This window comes from Paracidovorax oryzae ATCC 19882, from assembly GCF_000687165.1.
Lineage (GTDB): Bacteria > Pseudomonadota > Gammaproteobacteria > Burkholderiales > Burkholderiaceae_C > Paracidovorax > Paracidovorax oryzae.
On sequence record NZ_JMKU01000032.1, the window covers coordinates 16,276 to 38,635 of the forward strand.

The following is a 22,360-nucleotide window of genomic DNA, read 5'->3' on the forward strand; positions in this document are numbered from 1 at the left end:
AACCACCATGAATACCTCCCTGCCATCCCCTGCGAGCGCTTCCGCATCGGCCGCCGCGCCAGCCGGCGAAGGCCAGGCCCGCGGACCGCTCCTGCGGCCCACGCTGGTGCTCTTCGTCCTGCTGTCCCTGGTCACCGGCGTGCTCTACCCTCTGGCGGTGACGGGCGTGGCGCAGTCCGTCTTCCCGCACGAGGCGGCCGGCAGCCTCATCCGGGACCGGGCCGGCCATGCCGTGGGGTCCGTGCTGATCGGCCAGAACTTCACCGGGCCGGGGCATTTCTGGGGTCGCCCCTCGGCCACCGCGCCCATGCCCTACAACGCAGGGGCGTCGGGCGGATCGAACCTCGGCCCGGCGAACCCCGCCCTGGCCGAGGCGGTCAAGGCACGCATCGAAGCCCTGCGGGCCGCCGACCCGGGCAACACGGCGCCCGTACCGGTGGATCTCGTCACCGCGTCGGCCAGCGGGCTCGATCCGCACATCAGCGTGGCGGCGGCCCGCTACCAGGCGCCCCGTGTGGCCCGGGCGCGGGGCCTGCCGCTGGAGCGCGTGGAAGCCCTGGTGCGCTCGCACACCGAGGCGCCCCTGCTGCCCTGGCTGGGCGAGGCCGGCGTGAACGTGCTGGCCCTCAACCTGGCTCTCGACGCGGTGCGCTGAATCCCGGAGACTGCGGTAACGCGGCATGCCGCCGCGGCCCGTACCCCGTCGCCTTCCACGCATGACCGATCCCCGTCCCGATCCCGATGCCCTCATCGCGCAGATGCGTGCCGAGGAGCAGCGGGTGCAGCGCGGCAAGCTGCGCATCTATTTCGGCGCCAATGCCGGCGTGGGCAAGACCTGGTCCATGCTGAGCGCCGCGCAGCGCGAGCGGCAGGCGGGGCGCGACGTGCTCGTGGGCGTCGTGGAGACGCACGGGCGTGCGGAAACGGCGGCCCTGCTGGACGGCCTGCCCGTGCTGCCCGCGCGCGCGCTGGAACACCGCGGGCGGACGCGGACCGAGTTCGATCTCGATGCCGCGCTGCAGCGCCGGCCGGCCGTGCTGCTGGTGGACGAACTGGCGCACTCGAACGCGCCGGGCTCGCGCCATGCCAAGCGCTGGCAGGACGTGCAGGAGCTCGTGGCCGCGGGCATCGAGGTCTGGACGGCGCTCAACGTGCAGCACCTGGAGAGCCTCAACGGCACGGTGGGGGCGATCACCGGCGTGCGCGTGCACGAGACCGTGCCCGACACGGTGCTCGACGAGGCCGACGAGGTGGTGCTCGTCGATGCCACGCCCGACGAACTGGCCGCGCGCCTGGCTGCGGGCAAGGTGTACCTGCCGCAGCAGGCCGAGCGCGCGGCGCAGAATTTCTTCCGCAAGGGCAATCTGATCGCTCTGCGCGAAATCGCCCTGCGGCGCACCGCCGAGCATGTCGAGGACGACGTGCGCGGATGGCGCGTGGAGCAGTCCGGCGGCGGCCACGGCGTGCCGCCGGCCTGGAACACCTCCGGCGCACTGCTGGCCTGCGTGGGGCCGCACGAGGACGCCGCCCACACCGTGCGCACGGCGGCCCGCCTGGCCGGCCAGCTGAACGTGCGCTGGCATGCCGCCTATGTGGAGACGCCGCGGCTGCAGCGGCTTCCGGCCCCGCAGCGCGACCGCATCCTGGCCGTGCTGCAACTGGCCGAGGGACTGGGCGCGGAAACCGCCGTGCTCACCGGCAATGCCGTGGTGCCCGCACTCGCGGAGCATGCGCGGCAGCTCAATTGCGCCACCCTGGTGGTGGGCCGCGCCCGCCGGCGGTCCGGCCTGTGGCGGTGGTGGCCCGTGCCCGGCACGGCGGAGTCCATCGGCACCGCCGCGCCCGCACTGGACATCGTGGAGGCAGGCGAGCCCGGCAGCAGCCGCCGCCTGCCGGCCGCATCCTGGCGGCAGGGGGGCGATGCGCAGGAGGACGGCGAGCAGTTGTCCGCCCGCTGGCCCGGCTATGGGGCCGCGGGCGCCGCGAGCGTGGCCGTGACGCTGCTCGCGCTGCCGCTGTCCGGCGTGCTGGAGTTGACCAACATCGTCATGCTCTACCTGCTCGGCGTGGTGGGCGTGGCCATGCGCTTCGGGCGTGGGCCGGCCGCCCTGGCCGCGCTGCTCAATGTGGCTGCCTTCGATTTCGTCTTCGTGTCGCCGCAGTTCTCGTTCGCCGTGAGCGATGTGCAGTACCTCGTGACCTTCGTCGTCATGCTCGGCGTGGGATTGCTCGTGGGCCAGCTGACCGCGGGCCTGCGGTTCTCCGCTGGGGTGGCTGCCGGGCGCGAGCAGCGCATGCGCTCGTTGTTCGAGCTCACGCGCGAGCTCTCTGCCGCACTGGAGGCCTCGCAGGTCGTGGGCATCGGCACGGCCGCCGTACAGCAGCATTTCGGCGGGCAGGCCGTGGTGCTGCCCCTCGACGAAGGCGACCGGCTCATGCTGCGCGCAAAGCCTCCCGAGGGGTTCGACCCGAGCGTGGCCGACTGGACCCTGCGCCACGGCCAGAGCGCAGGCCTGGGAACCAGCACGCTGGCCGCGCAAGGCTGGCGCTACGTGCCGCTCACCGCGCCCATGCGCGTGCGGGGCGTGCTGGCCCTGGCACCCGCGCACCCGCGCTGGCTGCTGATACCCGAGCAGGCACGCCATCTCGACACCCTCGCGCGGCAGGTCGCGATCGCGCTGGAGCGGGTCCACTATGTCGAAGTGGCGCAGAGCGCCGTGCTGGACATGGAGTCCGAGCGCCTGCGCAACGCCCTGCTGGGCGCCATTTCCCACGATGTGCGCACCCCGCTCACCGCCCTCATCGCCCTGGCGGAGTCCCTGCCGTCGCAGCCCGGCGAGGGGCTGCAGTCGGCGTCGCTCGCCATCGTGCAGCAGGCCCACCAGTTGCACGCCCTGGTCAGCAACCTGCTGGACATGGCGCGGCTGGAAAGCGGCCTGTCCGGCGGCAGCGTGAACCTGCGGCGCGACTGGCAGTCGGTGGAGGAGGTGGTCGGGTCGGCCATCCGCGCGGCGCGGCCCGCGCTGGGCGCGATGGAGGTGCGCACGGCGCTGCCTCCCGATCTGCCGCTGGTGGAGTTCGATGCGGTGCTCATCGAGCGCGTGCTCGTGAACCTGCTGGAAAACGCGGCCAAGTACGGCGCCGCGCCCATCGAGATCGGAGCCGCCGCGTTGCCGGGCGCACTGCGCCTGCGCGTGCGCGACCACGGCCCCGGCCTGCCCGCGGCGGTGCGGGGGCGCGAGCACACGCTGTTCGACAAATTCACCCGCGGGCAGGCCGAGTCCGCCACGCCGGGCGTGGGGCTCGGGCTCGCGATCTGCAAGGCCGTGGTGCTGGCGCACGGCGGCGATATCGCCGCAGCCGGTGCGTCGCCGGGCCCCGGGGCAGAATTCACCGTCACGCTGCCCCGGCGCGATCCCCCGGCCCTGCCGGAGCCCGTGGAGCCGCCCGAACCATCATCCCCCGACCCTGCACCATGACCCTGCACCTGCGCACCGCGATCGTGATCGAGGACGAGCCCCAGATCCGCCGTTTCGTGCGCGGGGCGCTGGAAGAGGAGGGCTGGCAGGTGCACGAGGCCGCCACGCTGCGCGAGGGGCTGTCGGCCGCCGGCACGCGCCAGCCCGACCTGCTGGTGCTCGACCTGGGCCTGCCCGATGGCGACGGGCTCACCCTGCTGCGGGACGTGCGCAATTGGTCGGCCGTGCCCATCATCGTGCTCTCCGCGCGCACCGACGAGTCCGACAAGATCGCCGCCCTCGACGCGGGCGCGGACGACTACCTCACCAAGCCCTTCGGCACGGGCGAACTGCTCGCGCGCGTGCGCGCCAACCTGCGCAGGCCGCGGCCCGCCACCGGGCAGGGCCTGCAGGCTGAAGCCGCCGAGCCCGTGTTCCGCTTCGGCGACATCGAGGTGGACCGGGGTGCGCGTCTCGTGCGGCGTGCGGGCACGGTGGTGCACCTCACGCCCACGGAGTACCGCATGCTCACCGTCCTGGTGGCCAACGCGGGCCGCGTCATCACCCAGCGCCAGCTGCTGCGCGAGGTCTGGGGCCCGGCGCGGTCCGACCAGAGCCACTACCTGCGCATCTACATGGGCCACCTGCGCCAGAAGCTGGAGACCGACCCCGCGCAGCCGCGCCACCTGCTGACCGAAACCGGGGTGGGGTACCGTCTGGCCGCCTGACGCTTTGCGGCGGATTGACGCAGCGCGCCGTGCTTTTTACGCCGTTTTGATGCGGCCATTCCTAGACTGAAGGCCTGTTCCATCCTGCTTCGCACAAGCGCTCCGCGCCGCACGAAGCCCCAGAGCATGCTGTTGCATCGGATATTTCCAGACGAAGAGGGCGCCCCTGCCGGCGCCGTGTGTTCCAGTGCCTGCCGTGCGCGCCTCGCGGTGCCCGGCGTGGTCCTTCCGGTCCGAATGGCACGGGAGCCCGCACTGCGCGTGCGCCAGCGCCTGCATGCCGCGCTGGGGCCGCTGCTGGGCACCTACCGGCTGTCGGTCGATGCCGTGCGGCCGGTATGCACGGTCTATCTGCATCTGCGCGAGGCCGACATCGGCGAATGCATGCACCGGCTCATGGCCGCCCTGCCGATGGCGGAATTCGGGCGGATCGGCTGCGTGGCCCATGACCGCCCGCGGCCCGCAAAAACACCGACGCCGGAGGCGCTCCGTGTCCACGCCTGACGTGCCGGCGCTGTGCCAGGCCGGCATGGCCATCCTGGCGCTGTTCGTGCCGCTCGCCCTCGCATGGGGCATCGTGCGCTGGACCATGCGGCGCCCCGGCCGGCCGATGCGGGACTAGGGCCTGTTAACACTATGGAAGGGGATCGCGTTGCCCCTCGGCGGGCAACCCGCAGGGAAGCTCATCCCATAGTGTTAACAGGCCCTAAACGGGCTGGACTGTGAATTCCAACGATCAGCTCGACTGGCATCTCGTTCAAGGTGCATTTTTACGGAGCCGTTTCTGACGGCCCTGCCCGCGTGGACCGCACGAGCCAACGGCCTGCAGTGCAGATCTCCTGCGTCCAAGTCTTCGGTCAGGATTGTCAGTTCCGGATCCTGAACCGCCCCGGTTTTCGCCGAGGCTCAACAGGGGAGGGGCGGCTGGCACTACAATTGTCTTGGTAACTTTGTGTAACCATAGCGTCAATCTATTAGTCAGACCCCATGAAACCAACTTCGATGGCCCGTGCGGCCATGGCCGCTGCCTGCGGCTTTCTGGCCCTGTCCCAGGCGGCTTTCGCCGCTCCGGGTATCGCGGTGACCTATGCCCCGGTCGCCCAATCCGCCGCGCCCATACCCACGCTGTCGCAATGGGGCCTGGCCCTGCTGTCGCTCGCTCTGGTGGTCGTGATGTATCGTACCCTGCGCAAGGCCGGCAACGGACGCCCCGTTGCCGGACTGATGCTGGCCGGGGCCCTGGCCCTTGCCATGGGCAGTTCGGGCAGCTGGATCAGCCCATCGTTCGCAGGGGCCGATGGCGCGGAACTGTCCAACAAGGCGGGTGGAATGGTTCTGGTCTCCAGCCTGACCATCGTCGGCAACACGAGCGGCGTGACGCAGCAGATCGTCAAGATCGAAGTGCCCAATGGATTTACGGCCCGAGCCGTCCCCGACGGGTTCCCTGTGGCATGTGCCGTGGGCACCACGCTCGCTGCCAATGCGAGTTGCACCGTGTCGTACATGCCTCCTCCCTGAGCCGGCTCGTACCGTCTGCCGGGCCGCATGTTCGGCCTCGATGCCGGTATCCCCGACCTCCATGCAAAAAGGAGCGCATTTTCGCGCTCCTTTTTGCATGACCCTCCGGTGTCTGGCGCTCTGCGCCGGGCTCGCACGGACTTTCAATGGAAGTGAGAAAAAGCTCTCTTTTCCCAAGCCGGGATCTGGTCTTTCTCGTCGCTCTCCGTTGCCTGACACGGCTCGGCGACGACGCGGCGCTTGAACTTCACGGGTGAGTGGTCGCCCTCGAACTCGCGCGCCGACTCCGTGGAGGGGCCTGTCCGATCGCACCTCCACCATTGCTCTCGGCACTCCGCCGGATACTGCGGCTTGGGTCTTGCCCCATTTCGAATTCTTTGCTCTACAGCGTAAGGTGTCCGTCAAGCCGGGGCACTTCAACGTCAAGCAGCCAGTCTTTGATGCCGCAGCGAAACCGCCATTGACGCCGGGGGCGGCGGGCCGGAATAAGATCATCCGTCGCCAACATGCAGGGAGACCGCCCATGCCACTGAAGACTTCACTCCTGTCCGCGCTGTTCGCCCTGGCCCTCGCCGGCGGTGCCCAGGCCGCCGCCGCCACGGCTGCGAAGGCGGAAGCCGGCACGTCCGACGAAGTGGATTGTTCCAGGGAGCAGACGTCGACGGTCGGCATGCGGGTGTGCGCGAGCCGCGACCTGGAGCGGGCCGAGCAGGAATTGAAGGCGACCCGCCAGAAATTGCGGAAAGCGTCCGATCCGGGCATGCGCAAGGCGCTGGACGCTCTGTTCAAGGCGTCGGATACCTACACCGACGCGCTCTGCGAGGCAAAGACGAAATCCGGCGAAGGCGGCACGCTCCACGGCGTAGCGCTCGGCATGTGCCTGGCCGGCGAAACCCGGCGGCAGAACCAGGTGCTTCTCGATCTGCTGAATCGGCCGGAAGGCAGCTGACGCCCATGCGCCGGGCGCGGGCTCACACGCCCGCTGCGTGCGCCTGCTGGTCCGCGTGGTAGCTCGAACGCACCATCGCGCCCACGGCGGCGTGGGTGAAACCCATCTTGTAGGCTTCCTCTTCGTACATCTTGAAGGTGTCGGGATGGACGTAGCGGCGCACCGGCAGGTGGCTGTTGGAGGGGGCGAGGTACTGGCCGATGGTCAGCATGTCGATGTCGTGCGCGCGCATGTCGCGCATCACCTGCAGGATCTCTTCATCCGTCTCGCCCAGGCCCACCATGATGCCGCTCTTGGTGGGCACGCCGGGATGCAGCGCCTTGAACTTCTTGAGCAGGTTCAGGCTGAACTGGTAGTCCGACCCCGGGCGGGCTTCCTTGTAGAGGCGCGGCGCGGTCTCCAGGTTGTGGTTCATCACGTCGGGCGGCGCTGCCTTGAGGATCTCCAGCGCGCGGTCGTCGCGTCCGCGGAAGTCGGGCACCAGGATCTCGATCTGCGTGGCGGGCGAGAGCGCGCGGATGTTCTGGATGCACTCCACGAAGTGGCCGCTGCCGCCGTCGCGCAGGTCGTCGCGGTCCACGCTGGTGATCACCACGTACTTCAGCTTGAGCGCGGCGATGGTGCGCGCCAGGTTCAGCGGTTCGTCCTTGTCCAGCGGGTCCGGCCGGCCGTGGCCCACGTCGCAGAACGGGCAGCGGCGCGTGCACTTGTCGCCCATGATCATGAACGTGGCCGTGCCCTTGCCGAAGCACTCGCCGATGTTGGGGCAGGAGGCTTCCTCGCACACGGTGTGCAGCTTGTGCTCGCGCAGGATCTCCTTGATCTCGTAGAAGCGCGTGGTGGGCGAGCCCGCCTTGACGCGGATCCACTCGGGTTTCTTCAGCACCTCGCCCTGTTCCACCTTGATGGGGATGCGCGAAAGCTTCGCGGCGGCCTTCTGCTTTGCGAGCGGGTTGTAGGCGACGGTGGATTGCGCTTCGCGCACGACTTCGGGAGTGCTCATGGCTGGTGCTGAGATCAGGGCGCGAGGCGGATGGCCAATTGGCTGGCCAGCACGGAAGCCGCTTCGTCCCAGGTGGTGTGCACGCCGATTGTAGAAAGGTCCACGGTCGGCAGCCCTGCGTAGCCGCAAGGGTTGATGCGCGAGAAGGGTTCCAGGTCCATGGCCACGTTGAGTGCCACGCCGTGGTAGGTGCAGTGGCGCGAGACCTTGATGCCGAGCGCGGCGATCTTGCCCAGGCCGGAAAAATCGGGGCCGGCCGCGGGTGCCGACGGATCGGCTTTCTGCGGGCGCTGGGGCAGCAGGGCGTGGCTGCGTGGATCGTCCAGCCGCACGTAGATGCCGGGCGCGCCGGCCACCCGGTGGCCCGTGATGCCGAAATGCGCGAGCGTGCGGATCGCGGCCTCTTCCACGCGGTGGACGTATTCCTTTACGTAGTAGCCGGCGCGCCGCAGGTCGACGAGCGGATAGGCCACCACCTGCCCGGGGCCGTGGAAGGTGACCTGCCCGCCGCGGTTGGTGGCGACCACGGGAATGTCGCCCGGGGCCAGCAGGTGGTCGGCACGGCCCGCGAGGCCCTGCGTGAAATGGGGTGCGTGCTCGCACACCCAGAGGGCATCGGGCGTGTCGTCGGTGCGCTGCCCGGTGAACGCCTGCATGGCGTCCACGGTTTCGCGCAAGTCCACCCGCCCGAGCATCCGCACCTGCATCGCCGTGTCCTGGATCAGAGCACCACCTTCACCATCGGGTGCGAGGAAAGCGCGCGGTACAGGTCGTCGAGCTGTTCGCGGCTGGTCGCCGTCACGGTGAGGGTCACGCCCAGGTAATTTCCCTCGCGGCTGTCACGCAGTTCGATGGTGGAGGCGTCGAACGAGGGATCGAAGCGGCGGGCCACCTCGGTCAGCGCATGGACGAACCCGTCGGCCTTGCGGCCCATGACCTTGATGGGGAAGCGGGAGGGGTACTCGATGAGCGATTCCTTGCGCGGATCGCCCTCGGATCCGATCACCGGGGAAGGGGTGGGGGGCTGTGTCATGCGATGATTGTCGGCGAAGCAGGGGAAAGGCACCGGGGCGGCGATGCGCCATGCTGGTGCCCGCAGGAGGCCTGGTTCACCCACCGGGTGCACCGTTGCGCGCCGTTGTCGCACGCGCGCCCCAAGGCATTGCAGGATGCAACGGGTTTTTACTTATAATCAAGGGCTTTGTAAGAAGTTCCAGCCCGGATGCCGGGCGTCCAGCAGGCGTTGACCAACCATGAAAACAGACGCTACGGACACTGGAACTGAGGTCGAGGATTCCGGTTTCAAGCCCCTTTCTGCAGCCGAGGCGCAGGAATGGCGGCAACGACATCCACCCATGTCCATCTGGCGCATCGTTGCGGGCCAGGCGGCGGTGGGGCTCGTTGCGGCCCTGGTGGCCTGGATGGTGACCGGACGGTCCCATGTCGCCTGGTCCACGGGTTACGGAGCGCTGGCGGTGGTTCTTCCCGCAGCGCTCTTCGCCCGGGGCATGGCGCGCAGGAGGTCTTCCGCCGGGGGCGCCCTGGCGGGGCTCTTCGGATGGGAGCTGGTCAAGATTGCTTTGACCGTCGCCATGCTGGCGGCGGCGCCCCGGCTGGTGCCGGGATTGAGCTGGCTGGCTCTGCTCGCCGGCATGGTGGTGACGATGAAAACGTACTGGATCGCGCTCATGGTGCGGTCCGGTGTCCGCAAACCGATTGATTGAGAGAAGAGTTGTCCGATGGCCGCAGAAGCGCATGCCCCGACTGCCAGTGAATACATCGTTCACCACTTGCAGCATCTTCAGAACATCAAGCAGAAGTCCATCGTCGATTTCTCCGTGGTGAACTACGACTCCGTCATCGTGGGCCTGGTGCTCGGCGCCATCGCCCTGTTCACCTTCTGGATCTGCGCCCGCAAGGCGACTTCCGGCGTGCCGGGCCGCTTCCAGGCCGCCGTCGAGATCCTGGTCGAGATGGTGGACAACCAGGCCAAGGCCAACATCCACAACGCCGAGAGCCGCAAGTTCATCGCGCCCCTGGCCCTCACCGTGTTCGTGTGGATCTTCCTCATGAACGCGATGGACATGCTGCCCGTGGACTTGCTGCCCGCCATCTGGGCCCAGATCTACGGCGCCGCCGGCCACGATCCGCACCACGCCTACCTGCGCGTCGTGCCCACGGCCGACCTTTCCACCACGCTGGGCCTGTCCACGGCCGTGCTGATCCTCTGCCTGTACTACAGCGTGAAGATCAAGGGCCTGGGCGGCTGGGCGCACGAACTCGTGACGGCCCCGTTCGGCACGAGCAAGAATCCCGTCTTCGCCCTGATCCTGGGCGTGGTCAATCTGCTGATGCAGATCATCGAATACGTTGCCAAGACCGTGTCGCATGGCATGCGGCTGTTCGGCAACATGTACGCTGGTGAGTTGGTGTTCATGCTGATCGCCCTGATGGGCGGCGCGGCAGCCATGTCGCTTTCCGGTGTGTTGCTCCCCGTGGGGCACATCATTGCGGGCTCTATCTGGGCGATCTTCCACATCCTGGTGATCACCCTGCAGGCCTTCATTTTCATGATGCTGGCGCTGATCTATCTCGGCCAGGCACATGACGCTCACTGAGCCTTCCCTTTCCTTCCTTCTCAACCTTTCTTTCTTTTCATCCTAGGAGTCATCATGGAAAACATTCTCGGTCTCGTCGCTCTGGCTTGTGGTCTGATCGTGGGTCTGGGCGCCATCGGCGCATCGATCGGCATCGCTCTGATGGGTGGCAAGTACCTCGAAGCTTCCGCCCGCCAGCCCGAGCTGATCAACGAACTGCAGACCAAGATGTTCATCTTGGCCGGCCTGATCGACGCCGCCTTCCTGATCGGCGTTGCCATCGCCCTGCTGTTCGCCTTCGCCAACCCCTTCGTCCTGGCCTGATTCCCGACCAACGCCCAACTAGAAAGGTGTTGCCGTGAGTATCAACGCGACCCTGTTCGTTCAGGCCATCGTCTTCCTGATCCTGGTGCTGTTCACGATGAAGTTCGTGTGGCCCCCGATCGCGAAGGCGCTGGATGAGCGAGCCCAGAAAATCGCCGAAGGCCTCGCTGCTGCCGACCGCGCCAAGTCCGAACTCGTCGCCGTGAACCAGCGCGTCGAGACGGAACTCGCGCAGACGCGCAACGAGACGGCATCGCGTCTTGCGGACGCCGAGCGCCGTGCCCAGGCCATCATCGAAGAGGCCAAGGCCCGCGCGGCCGAGGAAGGCAACAAGATCGTCGCCGCTGCCCGCGCCGAGGCCGAGCAGCAGTCGATCCAGGCCCGCGAAGCCCTGCGCGAGCAGGTGGCTGCGCTGGCCGTCAAGGGTGCCGAGCAGATCCTCCGCAAGGAGGTCAATGCCGGCGTCCACGCCGATCTGCTGAACCGGCTCAAGACCGAGCTGTAAGTAAGGGACGCAACCATGGCTGAACTCGCCACCATTGCCCGCCCTTACGCGGAAGCCCTGTTCAAGGCCTGCGCAGCCCAGCCGGGCGCCGACCTGGGCAGCACCGTCGCCTGGGTGGACGAACTGGCGGCGATCGCTGCCGACCCGCAGGTGCGGCAGCTGGCCGACAACCCCAAGATCGAGCCCGGACAGCTGTTCGACCTGATCGCCGGGGTGGTGCGCGCGCCGCTCTCCGATGCGGCCCGCAACTTCCTGCGCGTGCTCATCGACAACGGCCGCCTCGAAGCGCTGCCCGAGGTGGCTGCGCAGTTCCGCGCCCTGGTCAACCGCCAGAGCGGCTCGTCCGACGCGGTGGTACACAGCGCGTTCCCGATCGATGCCGGCGCGCTGGCGGAGCTCGGTGCCTCGCTGGAGAAACGCTTCGGCCGCAAGCTGAACCTCTCCGTGCAGCTCGACGAGTCGCTGATCGGCGGCGTGCGCGTGGCCGTGGGCGACGAGGTGCTGGACACCTCCGTCAAGGCCCGTCTGGAACAAATGAAAGCGGCCCTCGTCGCGTAAGCGCCCGAGGTTTCGGCTAACCCAAGAAAGAAGGAAAGAGTCATGCAACTCAATCCCGCAGAGATTTCTGAACTGATCAAGAGCCGCATCGAAGGTCTGGCAGCCAGCAGCGATATCCGCAACCAGGGCACCGTGGTGTCCGTGACCGACGGCATCGTGCGCGTCCATGGCCTGTCGGACGTGATGCAGGGCGAAATGCTCGAATTCCCGGCCACCCAGGACGGCCAGCCCTCCTACGGCCTCGCACTGAACCTCGAGCGCGACTCCGTCGGCGCCGTGATTCTGGGCGAGTACGAGCACATCTCCGAAGGCGACACCGTGAAGTGCACGGGCCGCATCCTGGAAGTGCCCGTGGGTCCCGAACTGGTCGGCCGCGTGGTGAACGCCCTGGGCCAGCCCATCGACGGCAAGGGCCCGATCAACGCCAAGCTGACGGACGTGATCGAGAAGGTCGCTCCCGGCGTGATCGCGCGCCAGTCCGTGGACCAGCCGCTGCAGACCGGCATCAAGTCCATCGACGCCATGGTGCCCGTGGGCCGCGGCCAGCGCGAGCTGATCATCGGTGACCGCCAGACCGGCAAGACGGCCGTGGCCATCGACGCCATCATCGCCCAGAAGGGCCAGGGCGTGACGTGTATCTACGTCGCGATCGGCCAGAAGGCTTCCTCGATCAAGAACGTGGTGCGCGCCCTGGAACAGGCCGGCGCCATGGAGTACACGATCGTGGTGGCGGCATCCGCTTCCGAGTCGGCTGCCATGCAGTACGTGTCGGCCTACTCCGGCTGCACGATGGGCGAGTACTTCCGCGACCGCGGCGAAGACGCGCTGATCGTCTATGACGACCTGTCCAAGCAGGCCGTGGCCTACCGCCAGGTTTCGCTGCTGCTGCGCCGCCCGCCGGGCCGCGAAGCCTATCCCGGCGACGTGTTCTATCTCCACAGCCGCCTGCTGGAGCGCGCAGCCCGCGTGAACGCCGACTACGTCGAAGCCTTCACCAAGGGTGAAGTCAAGGGCAAGACCGGTTCGCTGACGGCCCTGCCGATCATCGAGACGCAGGCCGGCGACGTGTCCGCCTTCGTTCCGACCAACGTGATCTCGATCACGGACGGCCAGATCTTCCTGGAAACCAGCCTGTTCAACGCCGGTATCCGCCCCGCCATCAACGCCGGTATCTCCGTGTCGCGCGTGGGTGGTGCTGCCCAGACCAAGATCATCAAGGGCCTGTCCGGCGGTATCCGTACCGACCTGGCGCAGTACCGTGAGCTGGCTGCGTTCGCGCAGTTCGCTTCCGACCTGGACGAAGCCACCCGCAAGCAGCTCGACCGCGGTGCCCGCGTGACCGAACTGCTCAAGCAGGCCCAGTACAGCCCGCTGCCCATCTCGCTGATGGGTGCGACGCTGTTCGCGGTGAACAAGGGCTTCATGGACGACGTGGACGTGAAGAAGGTGCTCGCCTTCGAATCCGGCCTGCACCAGTTCCTCAAGACCAGCCACGGCGCCCTGCTGGAGCGCCTGGAGAAGAACCGTGCCTTCGACAAGGAAGGCAAGGACGAGGCCGAACTGACGCAAGCCATCACGGCCTTCAAGAAGTCGTTCGCCTAAACCGGACGAGGACCCATCATGGCAGCAGGCAAGGAAATACGCGGCAAGATCAAATCGGTGGAGAACACCAAGAAGATCACCAAGGCCATGGAAATGGTGGCCGCGTCCAAGATGCGCAAGGCGCAGGACCGCATGCGTGCCGCACGGCCTTACAGCGAGAAGATCCGCAACATCGCGGCGAACCTCGGCCAGGCCAATCCCGAGTACGTCCATCCCTTCATGAAGTCGAACGACGCCAAGACGGCCGGCTTCATCGTGGTGACGACGGACAAGGGCCTGTGCGGCGGCATGAACACCAACGTGCTGCGCGCCGTGACGGCCAAGCTGCGCGAACTGCAGTCGCAGGGCGTGTCCACGCAGGCCGTCGCGATCGGCAACAAGGGCCTGGGCTTCCTGAACCGCGTCGGCGCCCAGGTGGTGTCGCACGCGACCGGCCTGGGGGACACCCCCCACCTGGACAAGCTGATCGGCCCCGTGAAGGTGCTGCTCGACGCCTATGCCGAAGGCAAGATCAACGGCGTGTACCTCGCGTACACGAAGTTCATCAACACCATGAAGCAGGAATCGGTCGTCGAACAGCTGCTGCCGCTCTCTTCCGAGAAGATGCAGGCCGAGAAGACCGAGCACGGCTGGGACTACATCTACGAGCCCGATGCCCAGAGCGTCATCGACGACCTGCTCGTGCGCTACGTGGAGTCCCTGATCTATCAGGCCGTGGCCGAGAACATGGCGTCCGAGCAGTCGGCGCGCATGGTGGCCATGAAGGCCGCCACGGACAACGCGGGCAACGTCATCGGCGAACTCAAGCTGGTCTACAACAAGACGCGCCAGGCCGCGATCACGAAGGAACTTTCGGAGATCGTCGCGGGTGCCGCGGCAGTTTAAATTTTTGGAGCAAATGCAATGGCTCAAGAGAACACCCAAGTGAACGCTGGCGTTCAGGGCAAGATCGTTCAATGTATCGGCGCCGTGGTGGACGTCGAGTTCCCGCGCGACCAGATGCCCAAGGTGTATGACGCGCTCAAGCTCGAAGGCTCCCCCCTGACGCTGGAAGTGCAGCAGCAGCTCGGCGACGGCGTGGTGCGTACCATCGCCCTGGGTTCGTCCGACGGCCTGCGCCGCGGCCTGATGGTGTCCAACACCGGCAACCCGATCACCGTGCCCGTGGGCAAGGCGACGCTGGGCCGCATCATGGACGTGCTGGGTTCGCCCATCGACGAGCGCGGTCCGGTCAGCCAGGAGCTGACCGCCTCCATCCACCGCAAGGCCCCTGCATACGACGAACTGTCGCCGTCGCAGGAGCTGCTGGAAACCGGCATCAAGGTGATCGACCTGGTGTGCCCGTTCGCCAAGGGCGGCAAGGTGGGCCTGTTCGGCGGCGCCGGCGTGGGCAAGACCGTGAACATGATGGAGCTCATCAACAACATCGCCAAGGCCCACAGCGGTCTGTCGGTGTTCGCCGGTGTGGGCGAGCGGACCCGTGAAGGCAACGACTTCTATCACGAAATGGCCGATTCCGGCGTCGTGAACCTCGAGAAGCTCGAAGACTCCAAGGTCGCCATGGTCTATGGCCAGATGAACGAGCCCCCGGGCAACCGCCTGCGCGTGGCCTTGACCGGCCTGACCATCGCCGAGTCGTTCCGCGACGAAGGCCGAGACGTGCTGTTCTTCGTGGACAACATCTACCGCTACACGCTGGCCGGCACCGAAGTGTCCGCACTGCTGGGCCGCATGCCTTCCGCCGTGGGCTACCAGCCGACGCTGGCCGAGGAAATGGGCCGCCTGCAGGAGCGCATCACCTCCACCAAGGTCGGCTCGATCACCTCCATCCAGGCCGTGTACGTGCCTGCCGATGACTTGACCGACCCGTCTCCCGCCACGACCTTCGCCCACCTGGACTCCACCGTGGTGCTGTCGCGTGACATCGCTTCGCTGGGTATCTACCCCGCCGTGGATCCGCTGGACTCCACCAGCCGCCAGCTGGACCCGCAAGTGGTCGGTGAAGAGCACTACCAGGTGGCCCGCGGCGTGCAGGGCACCCTGCAGCGCTACAAGGAACTGCGCGACATCATCGCCATCCTGGGCATGGATGAACTGGCTCCCGAAGACAAGCTGGCCGTGGCCCGCGCCCGGAAGATCCAGCGTTTCCTGTCGCAGCCGTTCCACGTGGCCGAAGTGTTCACGGGCTCGCCCGGCAAGTACGTGCCCCTGGCGGAAACCATCCGCGGCTTCAAGATGATCGTGGCCGGCGAGTGCGACCACCTGCCGGAGCAGGCTTTCTACATGGTCGGGACCATCGACGAAGCCTTCGAAAAGGCCAAGAAGGTCGCGTAAAGCGGCGCATACGGGCAGCCCGCGTCGTTGCCGTGCTCGCCGTACCCAGGTACGGCTGTGCGCGGCGCCTGGCGGGCCCTCCCGTCTGCTTGCTTCACCCACCTTCTTTCAGAGCCCAGAGGAAAACCCATGAACACCATCCACGTCGATGTGGTCAGCGCCGAAGAGTCCATCTTCTCGGGTGAGGCGCGCTTCGTCGCGCTGCCCGGCGAGGCCGGCGAGCTCGGCATCTATCCGCGCCACACGCCGCTGATCACCCGCATCAAGCCGGGATCGGTGCGCATCGAGACGGCCGACGGCGGCGAAGAGTTCGTCTTCGTGGCCGGTGGCATCCTCGAGGTGCAGCCCGAGCGCGTGACCGTGCTGTCCGATACCGCCATCCGCGGCAAGGACCTGGACGACGAGAAGGCCAACGCCGCCCGGGCCGCCGCCGAGGAAGCGCTGAAGAACGCCAAGAGCGACGTCGATTTCGCGCGCGCGCAGTCCGAGCTGGCCGTGATGGCCGCCCAGATCGCCGCGCTGCGCAAGTTCCGCCAGAAGCGTTGAGTCTTGCGGGCCGGCAACGGCCTTGCTCACTCCCCATCCAGGCCGCCCCACGGGGCGGCTTTTTCTTTTTCCTAGCCACCGAGCCACGGTTCCGATGAACCGGGCCGGTACGGCAGGGACCCGCGTTTCGGCTGCCGGAAACTGGACCGTGGGGTAGGCGTGCTCCGACACCGGCATGCGGCGGGCTGTACGGGAGAGGCAACGGGACGGGCGCTAGCATTCCTCATGCAAGCGCACACCAGGGCTTTCTTCCTTCTACGTACGTCGCATTGGGCGGCGGGGTCAGCGGGGCGGCGGGTTGGCGCTTTCCTCCATTCCATGGAAGGGCTCCCGCATGGCGGCTGCTTCCGATGATCTGGTGATCGCGCGGCCCGAGGGGCTCTACTGTCCCCCGGGCGATTTCTACATCGATCCCTGGAAGCCCGTGGAGCGGGCGGTCATCACGCACGGCCATTCCGACCATGCCCGCTGGGGCCACGCGCACTACCTGGCCCATATCGACAGCGAAGGGACTCTGCGCACCCGGCTCGGGGCCGACATCACGCTGCAGACACTGCCCTACGGCCAGGCCATCGAACACCACGGCGTGCGCATCTCGCTGCATCCCGCAGGACACGTGCTCGGCTCGGCGCAGGTGCGGCTGGAGCATGGCGGCCGCGTCTGGGTGGCCTCGGGCGATTACAAGACCGGGCCCGACGGCACCTGCGTGCCGTTCGAGCCGGTGCGCTGCGACACCTTCATCACCGAATCCACCTTCGGCCTGCCGATCTACCGCTGGCCGTCGCAGGAGGCGCTGTTCGCGGAGATCGACGCGTGGTGGCGTGCGAACGCAGCGCAGGGGCGGCCATCGGTGATGCTTTGCTATGCCTTCGGCAAGGCGCAGCGCATCCTGCACGGCGTGGACGCCTCGATCGGGCCCATCGTGGTCCACGGCGCGGTGGAGCCGCTCAACGCCGTGTACCGGGCTGCCGGCGTGGCGCTGCCCCCGACATTGCGGGCCACGGATCCGGACGTGGATGCGAAGCTGCTGCAGACGGCCCTGGTGGTCGCTCCCCCTTCAGCCCAGGGCACGCCCTGGATGCGCCGGTTCCCGCGGCATTCCGATGCGTTCGCGAGCGGCTGGATGCAACTGCGGGGCACCCGCCGCCGACGCGGCGTGGACCGGGGCTTCGTGATGTCGGACCACGCGGACTGGCCCGGCCTGCAGTCGGCCATCGGTGCCACGGGGGCGGAGCGCGTTTTCGTGACGCATGGCAGCGTGGCCGTGCTGGTGCGCTGGCTCCGGGAGCAGGGATTGGATGCGCAATCGTTCCGCACGGAGTACGGCACCGAGGACGACGATGCGGCGCCCGATGCCTCCACGGCCGTGACGCCTGTCGCCGCTCCGGGCGGTGATGCATCGCCCGTGGAGGACGACGGCCGGCACGAGGGCGGGGAAACGGCGCAATGAAGGATTTCGCCGCGCTCTACCGCGCCCTGGATGCGAGCACGTCCAGCCTCGCCAAGCAGGCGGCGCTGCAGGCCTACCTGCGCGCGGCGGCACCTGCGGATGCGGCATGGGCGGTGTACTTCCTGGCAGGCGGCAAGCCGCGCCAGCTGGTCCCGACCAAACTGCTGCGTCAGTTCGCGCGCGAGGCCGCAGGCCTGCCGGAATGGCTGTTCGACGAAAGCTATGAAGCCGTCGGAGACCTCGCGGAAACCATCGCGCTCCTGCTGCCGCCACCCACCGAGGCCCATGCGCAGGGCCTGGCCGAATGGGTGGAAGAGCACCTGTTGCCGCTGCGCGGCGTGGCGCCCGATGCGCTGGAGCCGATGTTGCGGGCGCAGTGGAGTCGCCTCGCGCCCGAGGAGCGGCTCGTGTACTTCAAGCTCATCACGGGCGCCTTCCGCGTCGGTGTGTCGAAGCTGCAGGTCACGCAGGCCCTGGCCGCCGTGAGCGGCGTGGACCCCAAGCGGATCGCGCAGCGGCTCATGGGCTATACCCACATTGCCGCTCGGCCCGGGCCGGCGGACTACGAGCGCCTGGTGGCGCCGCTCACCGATGCCGGCCTGGACGACGACGGGGCGGCGCAGTCCCGCGAAACCAGCGGCCATCCCTATCCCTTCTTCCTGGCGCACCCGCTGTCGCTGCCCGTGGAGCAGTTCGAGGCCACGCTCGGGCCACCCGGCGACTGGATCGTGGAGTGGAAGTGGGACGGCATCCGCGCCCAGTTGGTGCGGCGCGCGGGCGCCACCTGGGTCTGGTCGCGCGGGGAGGAGCTGGTCAGTGATCGCTTTCCCGAGCTTCAGCGCCTGGGCCAGGAGGCCCTGCCGGACGGTACCGTGCTCGATGGCGAGATCGTCGTCTGGCAGCATGCGGAGGGCGACGTGCCGGCACGCGTGCGTCCGTTCGCGGACCTGCAGAAACGCATCGGCCGCAAGACGCTCGGCCCCAAGCTGCTGCGCGAGCTGCCCGCGGTGCTGCTGGCCTATGACCTGCTGGAAGAGGAGGGCAAGGACCTGCGGGCGTTGCCGCAGCATGAGCGCCGGGCGCGGCTCGATGCGCTGCTCGCCCGGGTGTCGCACCCGGCGCTCGTCGCCAGTCCACTGCTCCACGGCAGTGGCTGGGAGGAACTGGCGGAACAGCGCGCCCATGCCCGCGCCCTGGGCGTCGAAGGCATGATGCTCAAGGCCCGCGGTGCGCAGTACGGCGTGGGCCGCACCAAGGACGTGGGCACGTGGTGGAAATGGAAGATCGACCCCTTGAGCGTGGATGCGGTGCTCATCTATGCGCAGCGCGGCCACGGGCGGCGCGCCAGCCTGTACAGCGACTACACCTTCGCCGTCTGGGACGGGCCGCCCGGCGCGGAAGGCCGTGCGCTCGTGCCGTTCGCAAAGGCGTATTCGGGCCTGACCGATGCCGAGATGGCGCGCGTGGATGCGGTCATCCGCCGCACCACGGTGGAGACTTTCGGGCCGGTGCGCAGCGTGAAGCCCACGCTGGTGTTCGAACTCGGCTTCGAGGGCATCGCGCGCAGCACGCGGCACAAGAGCGGCATCGCGGTGCGGTTTCCCCGCATGCTGCGCTGGCGGGAGGACAAGCCGGTGGAGGAGGCGGATTCACTGGAGACGCTGGAGGGGCTGTTGCCGAGGTCGGATCCTTGAAGCGGAAGACAGGCGATACCGATGACTTCCGTGTCCCATAGTCGCCAGGGCATCCCCCGCTCCCGCTCGATCGCGGAAGCCTGGATCGCCGGGCGCGGCTGGCGCCCCTTCCCCTTCCAGCGCGAGGTCTGGCGCGCACTCGCCCAGGGTCGCAGCGGGCTGCTGCACGCGACCACGGGGGCCGGCAAGACCTATGCGGTATGGCTCGGCGCACTCCAGGCCTTTGGCGCCGCGGACCAGGCCCGGAAGACAAAGCACGGCCGTTCATCCTCCGATGTGCCGGATGCCGTGGAGGCTGCCGCCCAAGGGACGCCGGCCGGCAGGCGAAGCAAGGCCCCGCCGCCTGAACCGCTCACCGTGCTCTGGCTCACGCCGATGCGGGCCCTGGCTGCCGACACGCTGAAGGCCCTGCGCACTCCGCTCGAAGAACTTGCGACGACGCAGCCCACGCTGGCCCGCTGGACCAGTGGCGCCCGCACGGGCGACACGGGCAGTGCCGAACGTGGCGCGCAGTCGCGCCGGCTGCCCACGGTGCTGGTGACCACGCCGGAGAGCCTGTCGTTGCTGCTGGCGCGTGCGGATGCGCGCGAGCTGTTGTCCACCGTGCGCCTGGTGGTGGCCGACGAGTGGCACGAGCTGCTCGGCAACAAGCGCGGCGTGCAGGTGCAACTGGCGCTGGCGCGGCTGGCCGGCTGGAATCCGCGGGTGTGCGTCTGGGGCATGTCGGCCACGCTCGGCAACCTGCCCGAGGCGCGGGATGCACTGCTCGCGCCCCTGGGTGCGGAGGTGGCGGGGGAGGGCGTGCTGGTGCAGGGCCAGGTGGACAAGCGGCTCGTCGTCGATACGCTGCTGCCCGACCATCCCGAGCGGTTTTCCTGGGCCGGGCACCTGGGGCTGCGCATGCTGCCGGCAGTGGTGCGCGAGCTGGAGTCCACCACGACCACGCTGGTATTCGTGAACGTGCGGTCGCAGGCGGAGCTCTGGTACAAGGCCATCCTCGACGCACGGCCCGATTGGGCGGGCGAGCTGGCGATCCACCACGGTTCGCTGGACCGCGGCGTGCGCGAGTGGGTGGAGGCGGGCCTGAAGGAGGGGCGCCTGCGCGCCGTGGTGTGCACCAGCAGCCTGGACCTGGGCGTGGATTTCCTGCCGGTGGAGCGCGTGCTGCAGATCGGTTCGGCCAAGGGCATCGCGCGGCTGCTGCAGCGTGCCGGGCGCTCGGGCCATGCCCCGGGGCGGCCATCGCGCATCACGCTCGTGCCCACGCACAGCCTGGAACTGGTCGAGGCGGCCGCCGCGCGCGCGGCGGTGCAGGCCGGCGAGGTGGAAATGCGTGCCAGCCCGCGCCGGCCGGTGGACGTGCTGGTGCAGCATCTCGTCACCGTGGCGCTGGGGGGCGGCTTCGAGCCCGAGGCACTGTATGCGGAAGTACGTCGCACTATGGCCTACCGCGACCTGCCGCGCGCGGTCTGGCAGTGGTGCCTGGATTTCGTGCACCGCGGAGGGCCCTCTCTCGCGGCCTATCCCGACTACCAGCGCGTGGCGCCGGACGAAGAGGGCATCTGGCGCATGCCGAGCGCCCGCCTGGCGCGCCGCCACCGTGCCAACATCGGCACCATCGTGAGCGACGCCAGCATGGCCGTGCAGGTGCTGCACGGCGCGCGGCTGGGCACGATGGAGGAAAGCTTCCTCTCGCGCCTGTCGCCGGGCGATTGCTTCGTCTTCGCGGGGCAGGTGCTGGAGATGGTGAAGATCGAGGACATGACGGCCTACGTGCGGCGCGCCGCGCGCGGGCGCCCCACGGTGCCGCGCTGGGCCGGCTCGCGCATGCCGCTGTCCACCGTGCTCGCGGATTTCGTGGTGCAGCAGCTCGCGCAGGCCGCGGCGGGGCGTTATGGGTCGCCCGAGCTGCGCTGCGTGAGGCCGCTGCTGGATGTGCAGCAGCGGTGGTCCGCGCTGCCGACGCCCGGGACGCTGCTCGCCGAAACCCTGCGCACCCGGGAGGGCTGGCACCTGTTCCTCTATCCGTTCGCGGGCCGGCATGCGCACATCGGCCTGGCCAGCCTGTTCGCATGGCGCGCGGCCCAGGGCGAGGCCGGCACGTTTTCCATCGCCGTGAACGATTACGGACTGGAGTTGCTGTCTGCGACCGAGCGCGACTGGGCCGCATTGCTGCCGGAGTTGCTGCGGGTGCATGCCGCGCCCGGGCCGGAGCGCGGGAGCGATGCCCACCCGCTGCGGCTGCCGGCCGGTGAAGCCCTGGCCATCCGCAATACCGCGAACGCCGCGCGTGCCGAGGCCGAGGATTCGTCCGGCGCCAGCGTGATCGAAACCGGCAGCGCCCCTCAGGACGAGGCCCGCCACGCGCTGCTGCACGAAGTGCTGGCCAGCCTCAACGCCACCGAAATGGCCCGGCGCCGGTTCCGTGAAATCGCGCGGGTGGCGGGGCTCATCTTCCAGAGCCATCCCGGCGAGCGCCGCAGCGCGCGGCAGCTGCAGGCATCGTCGCAGCTGTTCTTCGAGGTGTTCCGCAAGTACGACGTGGGCAACATGCTCCTGCGCCAGGCCGATGAGGAAGTGCTGAGCCAGGAGCTGGACGTGGCGCAACTGCTGGTGGCGCTGCGCCGCATGCAGGCACAGGACCTGGTGGTGCAGCCGCTGGCGCGGCCCAGCCCGTTCGCCTTTCCCCTCATGGTGGAGCGCTTCCGGGAAAAGCTCACCAACGAGCACCTGGCTGACCGCATCGCCCGCATGCTGGCGCAGCTGGATACCGCCGCCGATGCGGGCGCCGCCGCCAACCTGCCCGCGCAGGACGTGGTGCCACCCGACCCACCCGCGCGGCCACAGCGCCGGCCCGCGGCGAAGAAGGCGGCCGGCCGGGGCCGCGAGGCGGTGGCCGAGGCCGCGCCTCCCGCCGGCACCGCGATGCAGCAGGCCGCCGAGGCGGTCCGCCGCACGCTGGACTTCTCGCTCACCTCCACCGAGGAGGCGGGCAACGGCACGGCGGGTGGAGGGCGCAGCCGGCGCCGCGAGCGCAAGCCGCCGCGGCCCCTGCCGCGGCTCTAAGTCCATATGCCGGCACCCGGCCTGCCGG

The 22,360-nt window shown here is 68.6% G+C and carries 22 protein-coding genes; 19 read left to right on the forward strand and 3 right to left on the reverse strand.

Features of this window, described 5'->3' with window-relative positions; all coding sequences use genetic code 11:
• Positions 1–7: 7 nt before the first annotated feature.
• From kdpC to T336_RS0119815, 7 genes are all read left to right on the forward strand, one after another.
• A complete protein-coding gene (kdpC, locus tag T336_RS0119785; RefSeq protein ID WP_244884000.1) occupies positions 8–655 on the forward strand; it encodes a potassium-transporting ATPase subunit KdpC in 648 nt (215 codons plus the stop codon).
• Between the two features lie 61 nt (positions 656–716).
• Positions 717–3,479 carry a DUF4118 domain-containing protein gene (locus tag T336_RS0119790; protein ID WP_026433836.1) on the forward strand — a complete coding sequence of 921 codons (2,763 nt, stop codon included), beginning with the start codon at positions 717–719 and terminating at the stop codon, positions 3,477–3,479.
• Positions 3,476–4,186 (forward strand): two-component system response regulator KdpE, encoded by a 711-nt coding sequence (kdpE, locus tag T336_RS0119795; RefSeq protein ID WP_019703865.1) that lies wholly within the window; start codon positions 3,476–3,478, stop codon positions 4,184–4,186. Before T336_RS0119790 ends, kdpE begins: the two co-directional genes overlap by 4 nt.
• A gap of 237 nt (positions 4,187–4,423) precedes the next feature.
• Entirely contained in the window at positions 4,424–4,690 is a 267-nt protein-coding gene (locus T336_RS0119800; protein ID WP_244884001.1) for a hypothetical protein, read from the forward strand.
• Entirely contained in the window at positions 4,677–4,808 is a 132-nt protein-coding gene (locus T336_RS27520) for a hypothetical protein (RefSeq protein WP_280513506.1), read from the forward strand. Before T336_RS0119800 ends, T336_RS27520 begins: the two co-directional genes overlap by 14 nt.
• A 365-nt stretch (positions 4,809–5,173) precedes the next feature.
• Entirely contained in the window at positions 5,174–5,704 is a 531-nt protein-coding gene (locus T336_RS0119810; protein ID WP_029413896.1) for a midcut-by-XrtH protein, read from the forward strand.
• 523 nt (positions 5,705–6,227) lie between these two features.
• A complete protein-coding gene (locus T336_RS0119815; RefSeq protein WP_019703869.1) occupies positions 6,228–6,653 on the forward strand; it encodes a lysozyme inhibitor LprI family protein in 426 nt (141 codons plus the stop codon).
• A gap of 22 nt (positions 6,654–6,675) precedes the next feature.
• Here T336_RS0119815 and lipA read toward each other — a convergent pair whose 3' ends face one another.
• Genes lipA through T336_RS0119830 form a run of 3 tightly spaced genes read right to left on the reverse strand, consistent with a single transcriptional unit; the run spans position 6,676 to position 8,689 of the window.
• Positions 6,676–7,656: a lipoyl synthase gene (gene lipA, locus T336_RS0119820; protein ID WP_019703870.1), complete on the reverse strand. Its 981-nt coding sequence runs from the start codon at positions 7,654–7,656 to the stop codon at positions 6,676–6,678.
• Positions 7,657–7,670: 14 nt separating this feature from the next.
• Entirely contained in the window at positions 7,671–8,363 is a 693-nt protein-coding gene (gene lipB, locus T336_RS0119825) for a lipoyl(octanoyl) transferase LipB (protein ID WP_019703871.1), read from the reverse strand.
• Positions 8,364–8,377: 14 nt separating this feature from the next.
• Positions 8,378–8,689, reverse strand: a complete 312-nt coding sequence (locus tag T336_RS0119830; RefSeq protein ID WP_011793548.1) for a YbeD family protein — start codon at positions 8,687–8,689, stop codon at positions 8,378–8,380.
• Positions 8,690–8,909: 220 nt separating this feature from the next.
• On the opposite strand from T336_RS0119830, the gene T336_RS0119835 reads away from it, so the two are divergent.
• The 12 genes from T336_RS0119835 to T336_RS0119890 all read left to right on the forward strand — a co-directional run bounded on the left by T336_RS0119835 (position 8,910) and on the right by T336_RS0119890 (position 22,332).
• Positions 8,910–9,380 (forward strand): ATP synthase subunit I, encoded by a 471-nt coding sequence (locus T336_RS0119835; RefSeq protein WP_019703872.1) that lies wholly within the window; start codon positions 8,910–8,912, stop codon positions 9,378–9,380.
• A gap of 15 nt (positions 9,381–9,395) precedes the next feature.
• Positions 9,396–10,274 (forward strand): F0F1 ATP synthase subunit A, encoded by an 879-nt coding sequence (gene atpB, locus T336_RS0119840; RefSeq protein ID WP_013592931.1) that lies wholly within the window; start codon positions 9,396–9,398, stop codon positions 10,272–10,274.
• A gap of 54 nt (positions 10,275–10,328) precedes the next feature.
• Complete coding sequence (gene atpE, locus T336_RS0119845) at positions 10,329–10,577, forward strand: F0F1 ATP synthase subunit C (protein WP_011793551.1); 249 nt, start codon at positions 10,329–10,331, stop codon at positions 10,575–10,577.
• A 34-nt stretch (positions 10,578–10,611) separates the two neighbouring features.
• Entirely contained in the window at positions 10,612–11,082 is a 471-nt protein-coding gene (locus T336_RS0119850) for a F0F1 ATP synthase subunit B (protein WP_013592932.1), read from the forward strand.
• Between the two features lie 15 nt (positions 11,083–11,097).
• Positions 11,098–11,640, forward strand: a complete 543-nt coding sequence (locus T336_RS0119855) for a F0F1 ATP synthase subunit delta (RefSeq protein ID WP_019703873.1) — start codon at positions 11,098–11,100, stop codon at positions 11,638–11,640.
• Positions 11,641–11,682: 42 nt separating this feature from the next.
• Positions 11,683–13,242: a F0F1 ATP synthase subunit alpha gene (atpA, locus tag T336_RS0119860; protein ID WP_013592934.1), complete on the forward strand. Its 1,560-nt coding sequence runs from the start codon at positions 11,683–11,685 to the stop codon at positions 13,240–13,242.
• Between the two features lie 18 nt (positions 13,243–13,260).
• Positions 13,261–14,127 (forward strand): F0F1 ATP synthase subunit gamma, encoded by an 867-nt coding sequence (atpG, locus tag T336_RS0119865; RefSeq protein WP_019703874.1) that lies wholly within the window; start codon positions 13,261–13,263, stop codon positions 14,125–14,127.
• An 18-nt stretch (positions 14,128–14,145) separates the two neighbouring features.
• Positions 14,146–15,576: a F0F1 ATP synthase subunit beta gene (gene atpD, locus T336_RS0119870; RefSeq protein WP_011793556.1), complete on the forward strand. Its 1,431-nt coding sequence runs from the start codon at positions 14,146–14,148 to the stop codon at positions 15,574–15,576.
• A 129-nt stretch (positions 15,577–15,705) separates the two neighbouring features.
• Complete coding sequence (locus tag T336_RS0119875; RefSeq protein WP_019703875.1) at positions 15,706–16,122, forward strand: F0F1 ATP synthase subunit epsilon; 417 nt, start codon at positions 15,706–15,708, stop codon at positions 16,120–16,122.
• A gap of 334 nt (positions 16,123–16,456) precedes the next feature.
• Complete coding sequence (locus T336_RS0119880; RefSeq protein ID WP_026433838.1) at positions 16,457–17,572, forward strand: ligase-associated DNA damage response exonuclease; 1,116 nt, start codon at positions 16,457–16,459, stop codon at positions 17,570–17,572.
• A complete protein-coding gene (locus tag T336_RS0119885) occupies positions 17,569–19,266 on the forward strand; it encodes an ATP-dependent DNA ligase (RefSeq protein WP_026433839.1) in 1,698 nt (565 codons plus the stop codon). Before T336_RS0119880 ends, T336_RS0119885 begins: the two co-directional genes overlap by 4 nt.
• A 21-nt stretch (positions 19,267–19,287) precedes the next feature.
• Positions 19,288–22,332, forward strand: a complete 3,045-nt coding sequence (locus T336_RS0119890) for a ligase-associated DNA damage response DEXH box helicase (protein ID WP_051647357.1) — start codon at positions 19,288–19,290, stop codon at positions 22,330–22,332.
• The last annotated feature ends 28 nt before the right edge of the window (positions 22,333–22,360 follow it).

What these genes read in the sequence shown, in the direction of transcription:
- kdpC (WP_244884000.1), top strand. Translation starts at nt 8, where the DNA reads ATGAATACCTCCCTGCCATCCCCTGCGAGCGCTTCCGCATCGGCCGCC.
- T336_RS0119790 (WP_026433836.1), top strand. Translation starts at nt 717, where the DNA reads ATGACCGATCCCCGTCCCGATCCCGATGCCCTCATCGCGCAGATGCGT.
- kdpE (WP_019703865.1), top strand. Translation starts at nt 3,476, where the DNA reads ATGACCCTGCACCTGCGCACCGCGATCGTGATCGAGGACGAGCCCCAG.
- T336_RS0119800 (WP_244884001.1), top strand. Translation starts at nt 4,424, where the DNA reads ATGGCACGGGAGCCCGCACTGCGCGTGCGCCAGCGCCTGCATGCCGCG.
- T336_RS0119810 (WP_029413896.1), top strand. Translation starts at nt 5,174, where the DNA reads ATGAAACCAACTTCGATGGCCCGTGCGGCCATGGCCGCTGCCTGCGGC.
- T336_RS0119815 (WP_019703869.1), top strand. Translation starts at nt 6,228, where the DNA reads ATGCCACTGAAGACTTCACTCCTGTCCGCGCTGTTCGCCCTGGCCCTC.
- lipA (WP_019703870.1), bottom strand. Translation starts at nt 7,656, where the DNA reads ATGAGCACTCCCGAAGTCGTGCGCGAAGCGCAATCCACCGTCGCCTAC.
- lipB (WP_019703871.1), bottom strand. Translation starts at nt 8,363, where the DNA reads ATGCAGGTGCGGATGCTCGGGCGGGTGGACTTGCGCGAAACCGTGGAC.
- T336_RS0119830 (WP_011793548.1), bottom strand. Translation starts at nt 8,689, where the DNA reads ATGACACAGCCCCCCACCCCTTCCCCGGTGATCGGATCCGAGGGCGAT.
- T336_RS0119835 (WP_019703872.1), top strand. Translation starts at nt 8,910, where the DNA reads ATGAAAACAGACGCTACGGACACTGGAACTGAGGTCGAGGATTCCGGT.
- atpB (WP_013592931.1), top strand. Translation starts at nt 9,396, where the DNA reads ATGGCCGCAGAAGCGCATGCCCCGACTGCCAGTGAATACATCGTTCAC.
- atpE (WP_011793551.1), top strand. Translation starts at nt 10,329, where the DNA reads ATGGAAAACATTCTCGGTCTCGTCGCTCTGGCTTGTGGTCTGATCGTG.
- T336_RS0119855 (WP_019703873.1), top strand. Translation starts at nt 11,098, where the DNA reads ATGGCTGAACTCGCCACCATTGCCCGCCCTTACGCGGAAGCCCTGTTC.
- atpA (WP_013592934.1), top strand. Translation starts at nt 11,683, where the DNA reads ATGCAACTCAATCCCGCAGAGATTTCTGAACTGATCAAGAGCCGCATC.
- atpG (WP_019703874.1), top strand. Translation starts at nt 13,261, where the DNA reads ATGGCAGCAGGCAAGGAAATACGCGGCAAGATCAAATCGGTGGAGAAC.
- atpD (WP_011793556.1), top strand. Translation starts at nt 14,146, where the DNA reads ATGGCTCAAGAGAACACCCAAGTGAACGCTGGCGTTCAGGGCAAGATC.
- T336_RS0119875 (WP_019703875.1), top strand. Translation starts at nt 15,706, where the DNA reads ATGAACACCATCCACGTCGATGTGGTCAGCGCCGAAGAGTCCATCTTC.
- T336_RS0119880 (WP_026433838.1), top strand. Translation starts at nt 16,457, where the DNA reads ATGGCGGCTGCTTCCGATGATCTGGTGATCGCGCGGCCCGAGGGGCTC.
- T336_RS0119885 (WP_026433839.1), top strand. Translation starts at nt 17,569, where the DNA reads ATGAAGGATTTCGCCGCGCTCTACCGCGCCCTGGATGCGAGCACGTCC.
- T336_RS0119890 (WP_051647357.1), top strand. Translation starts at nt 19,288, where the DNA reads ATGACTTCCGTGTCCCATAGTCGCCAGGGCATCCCCCGCTCCCGCTCG.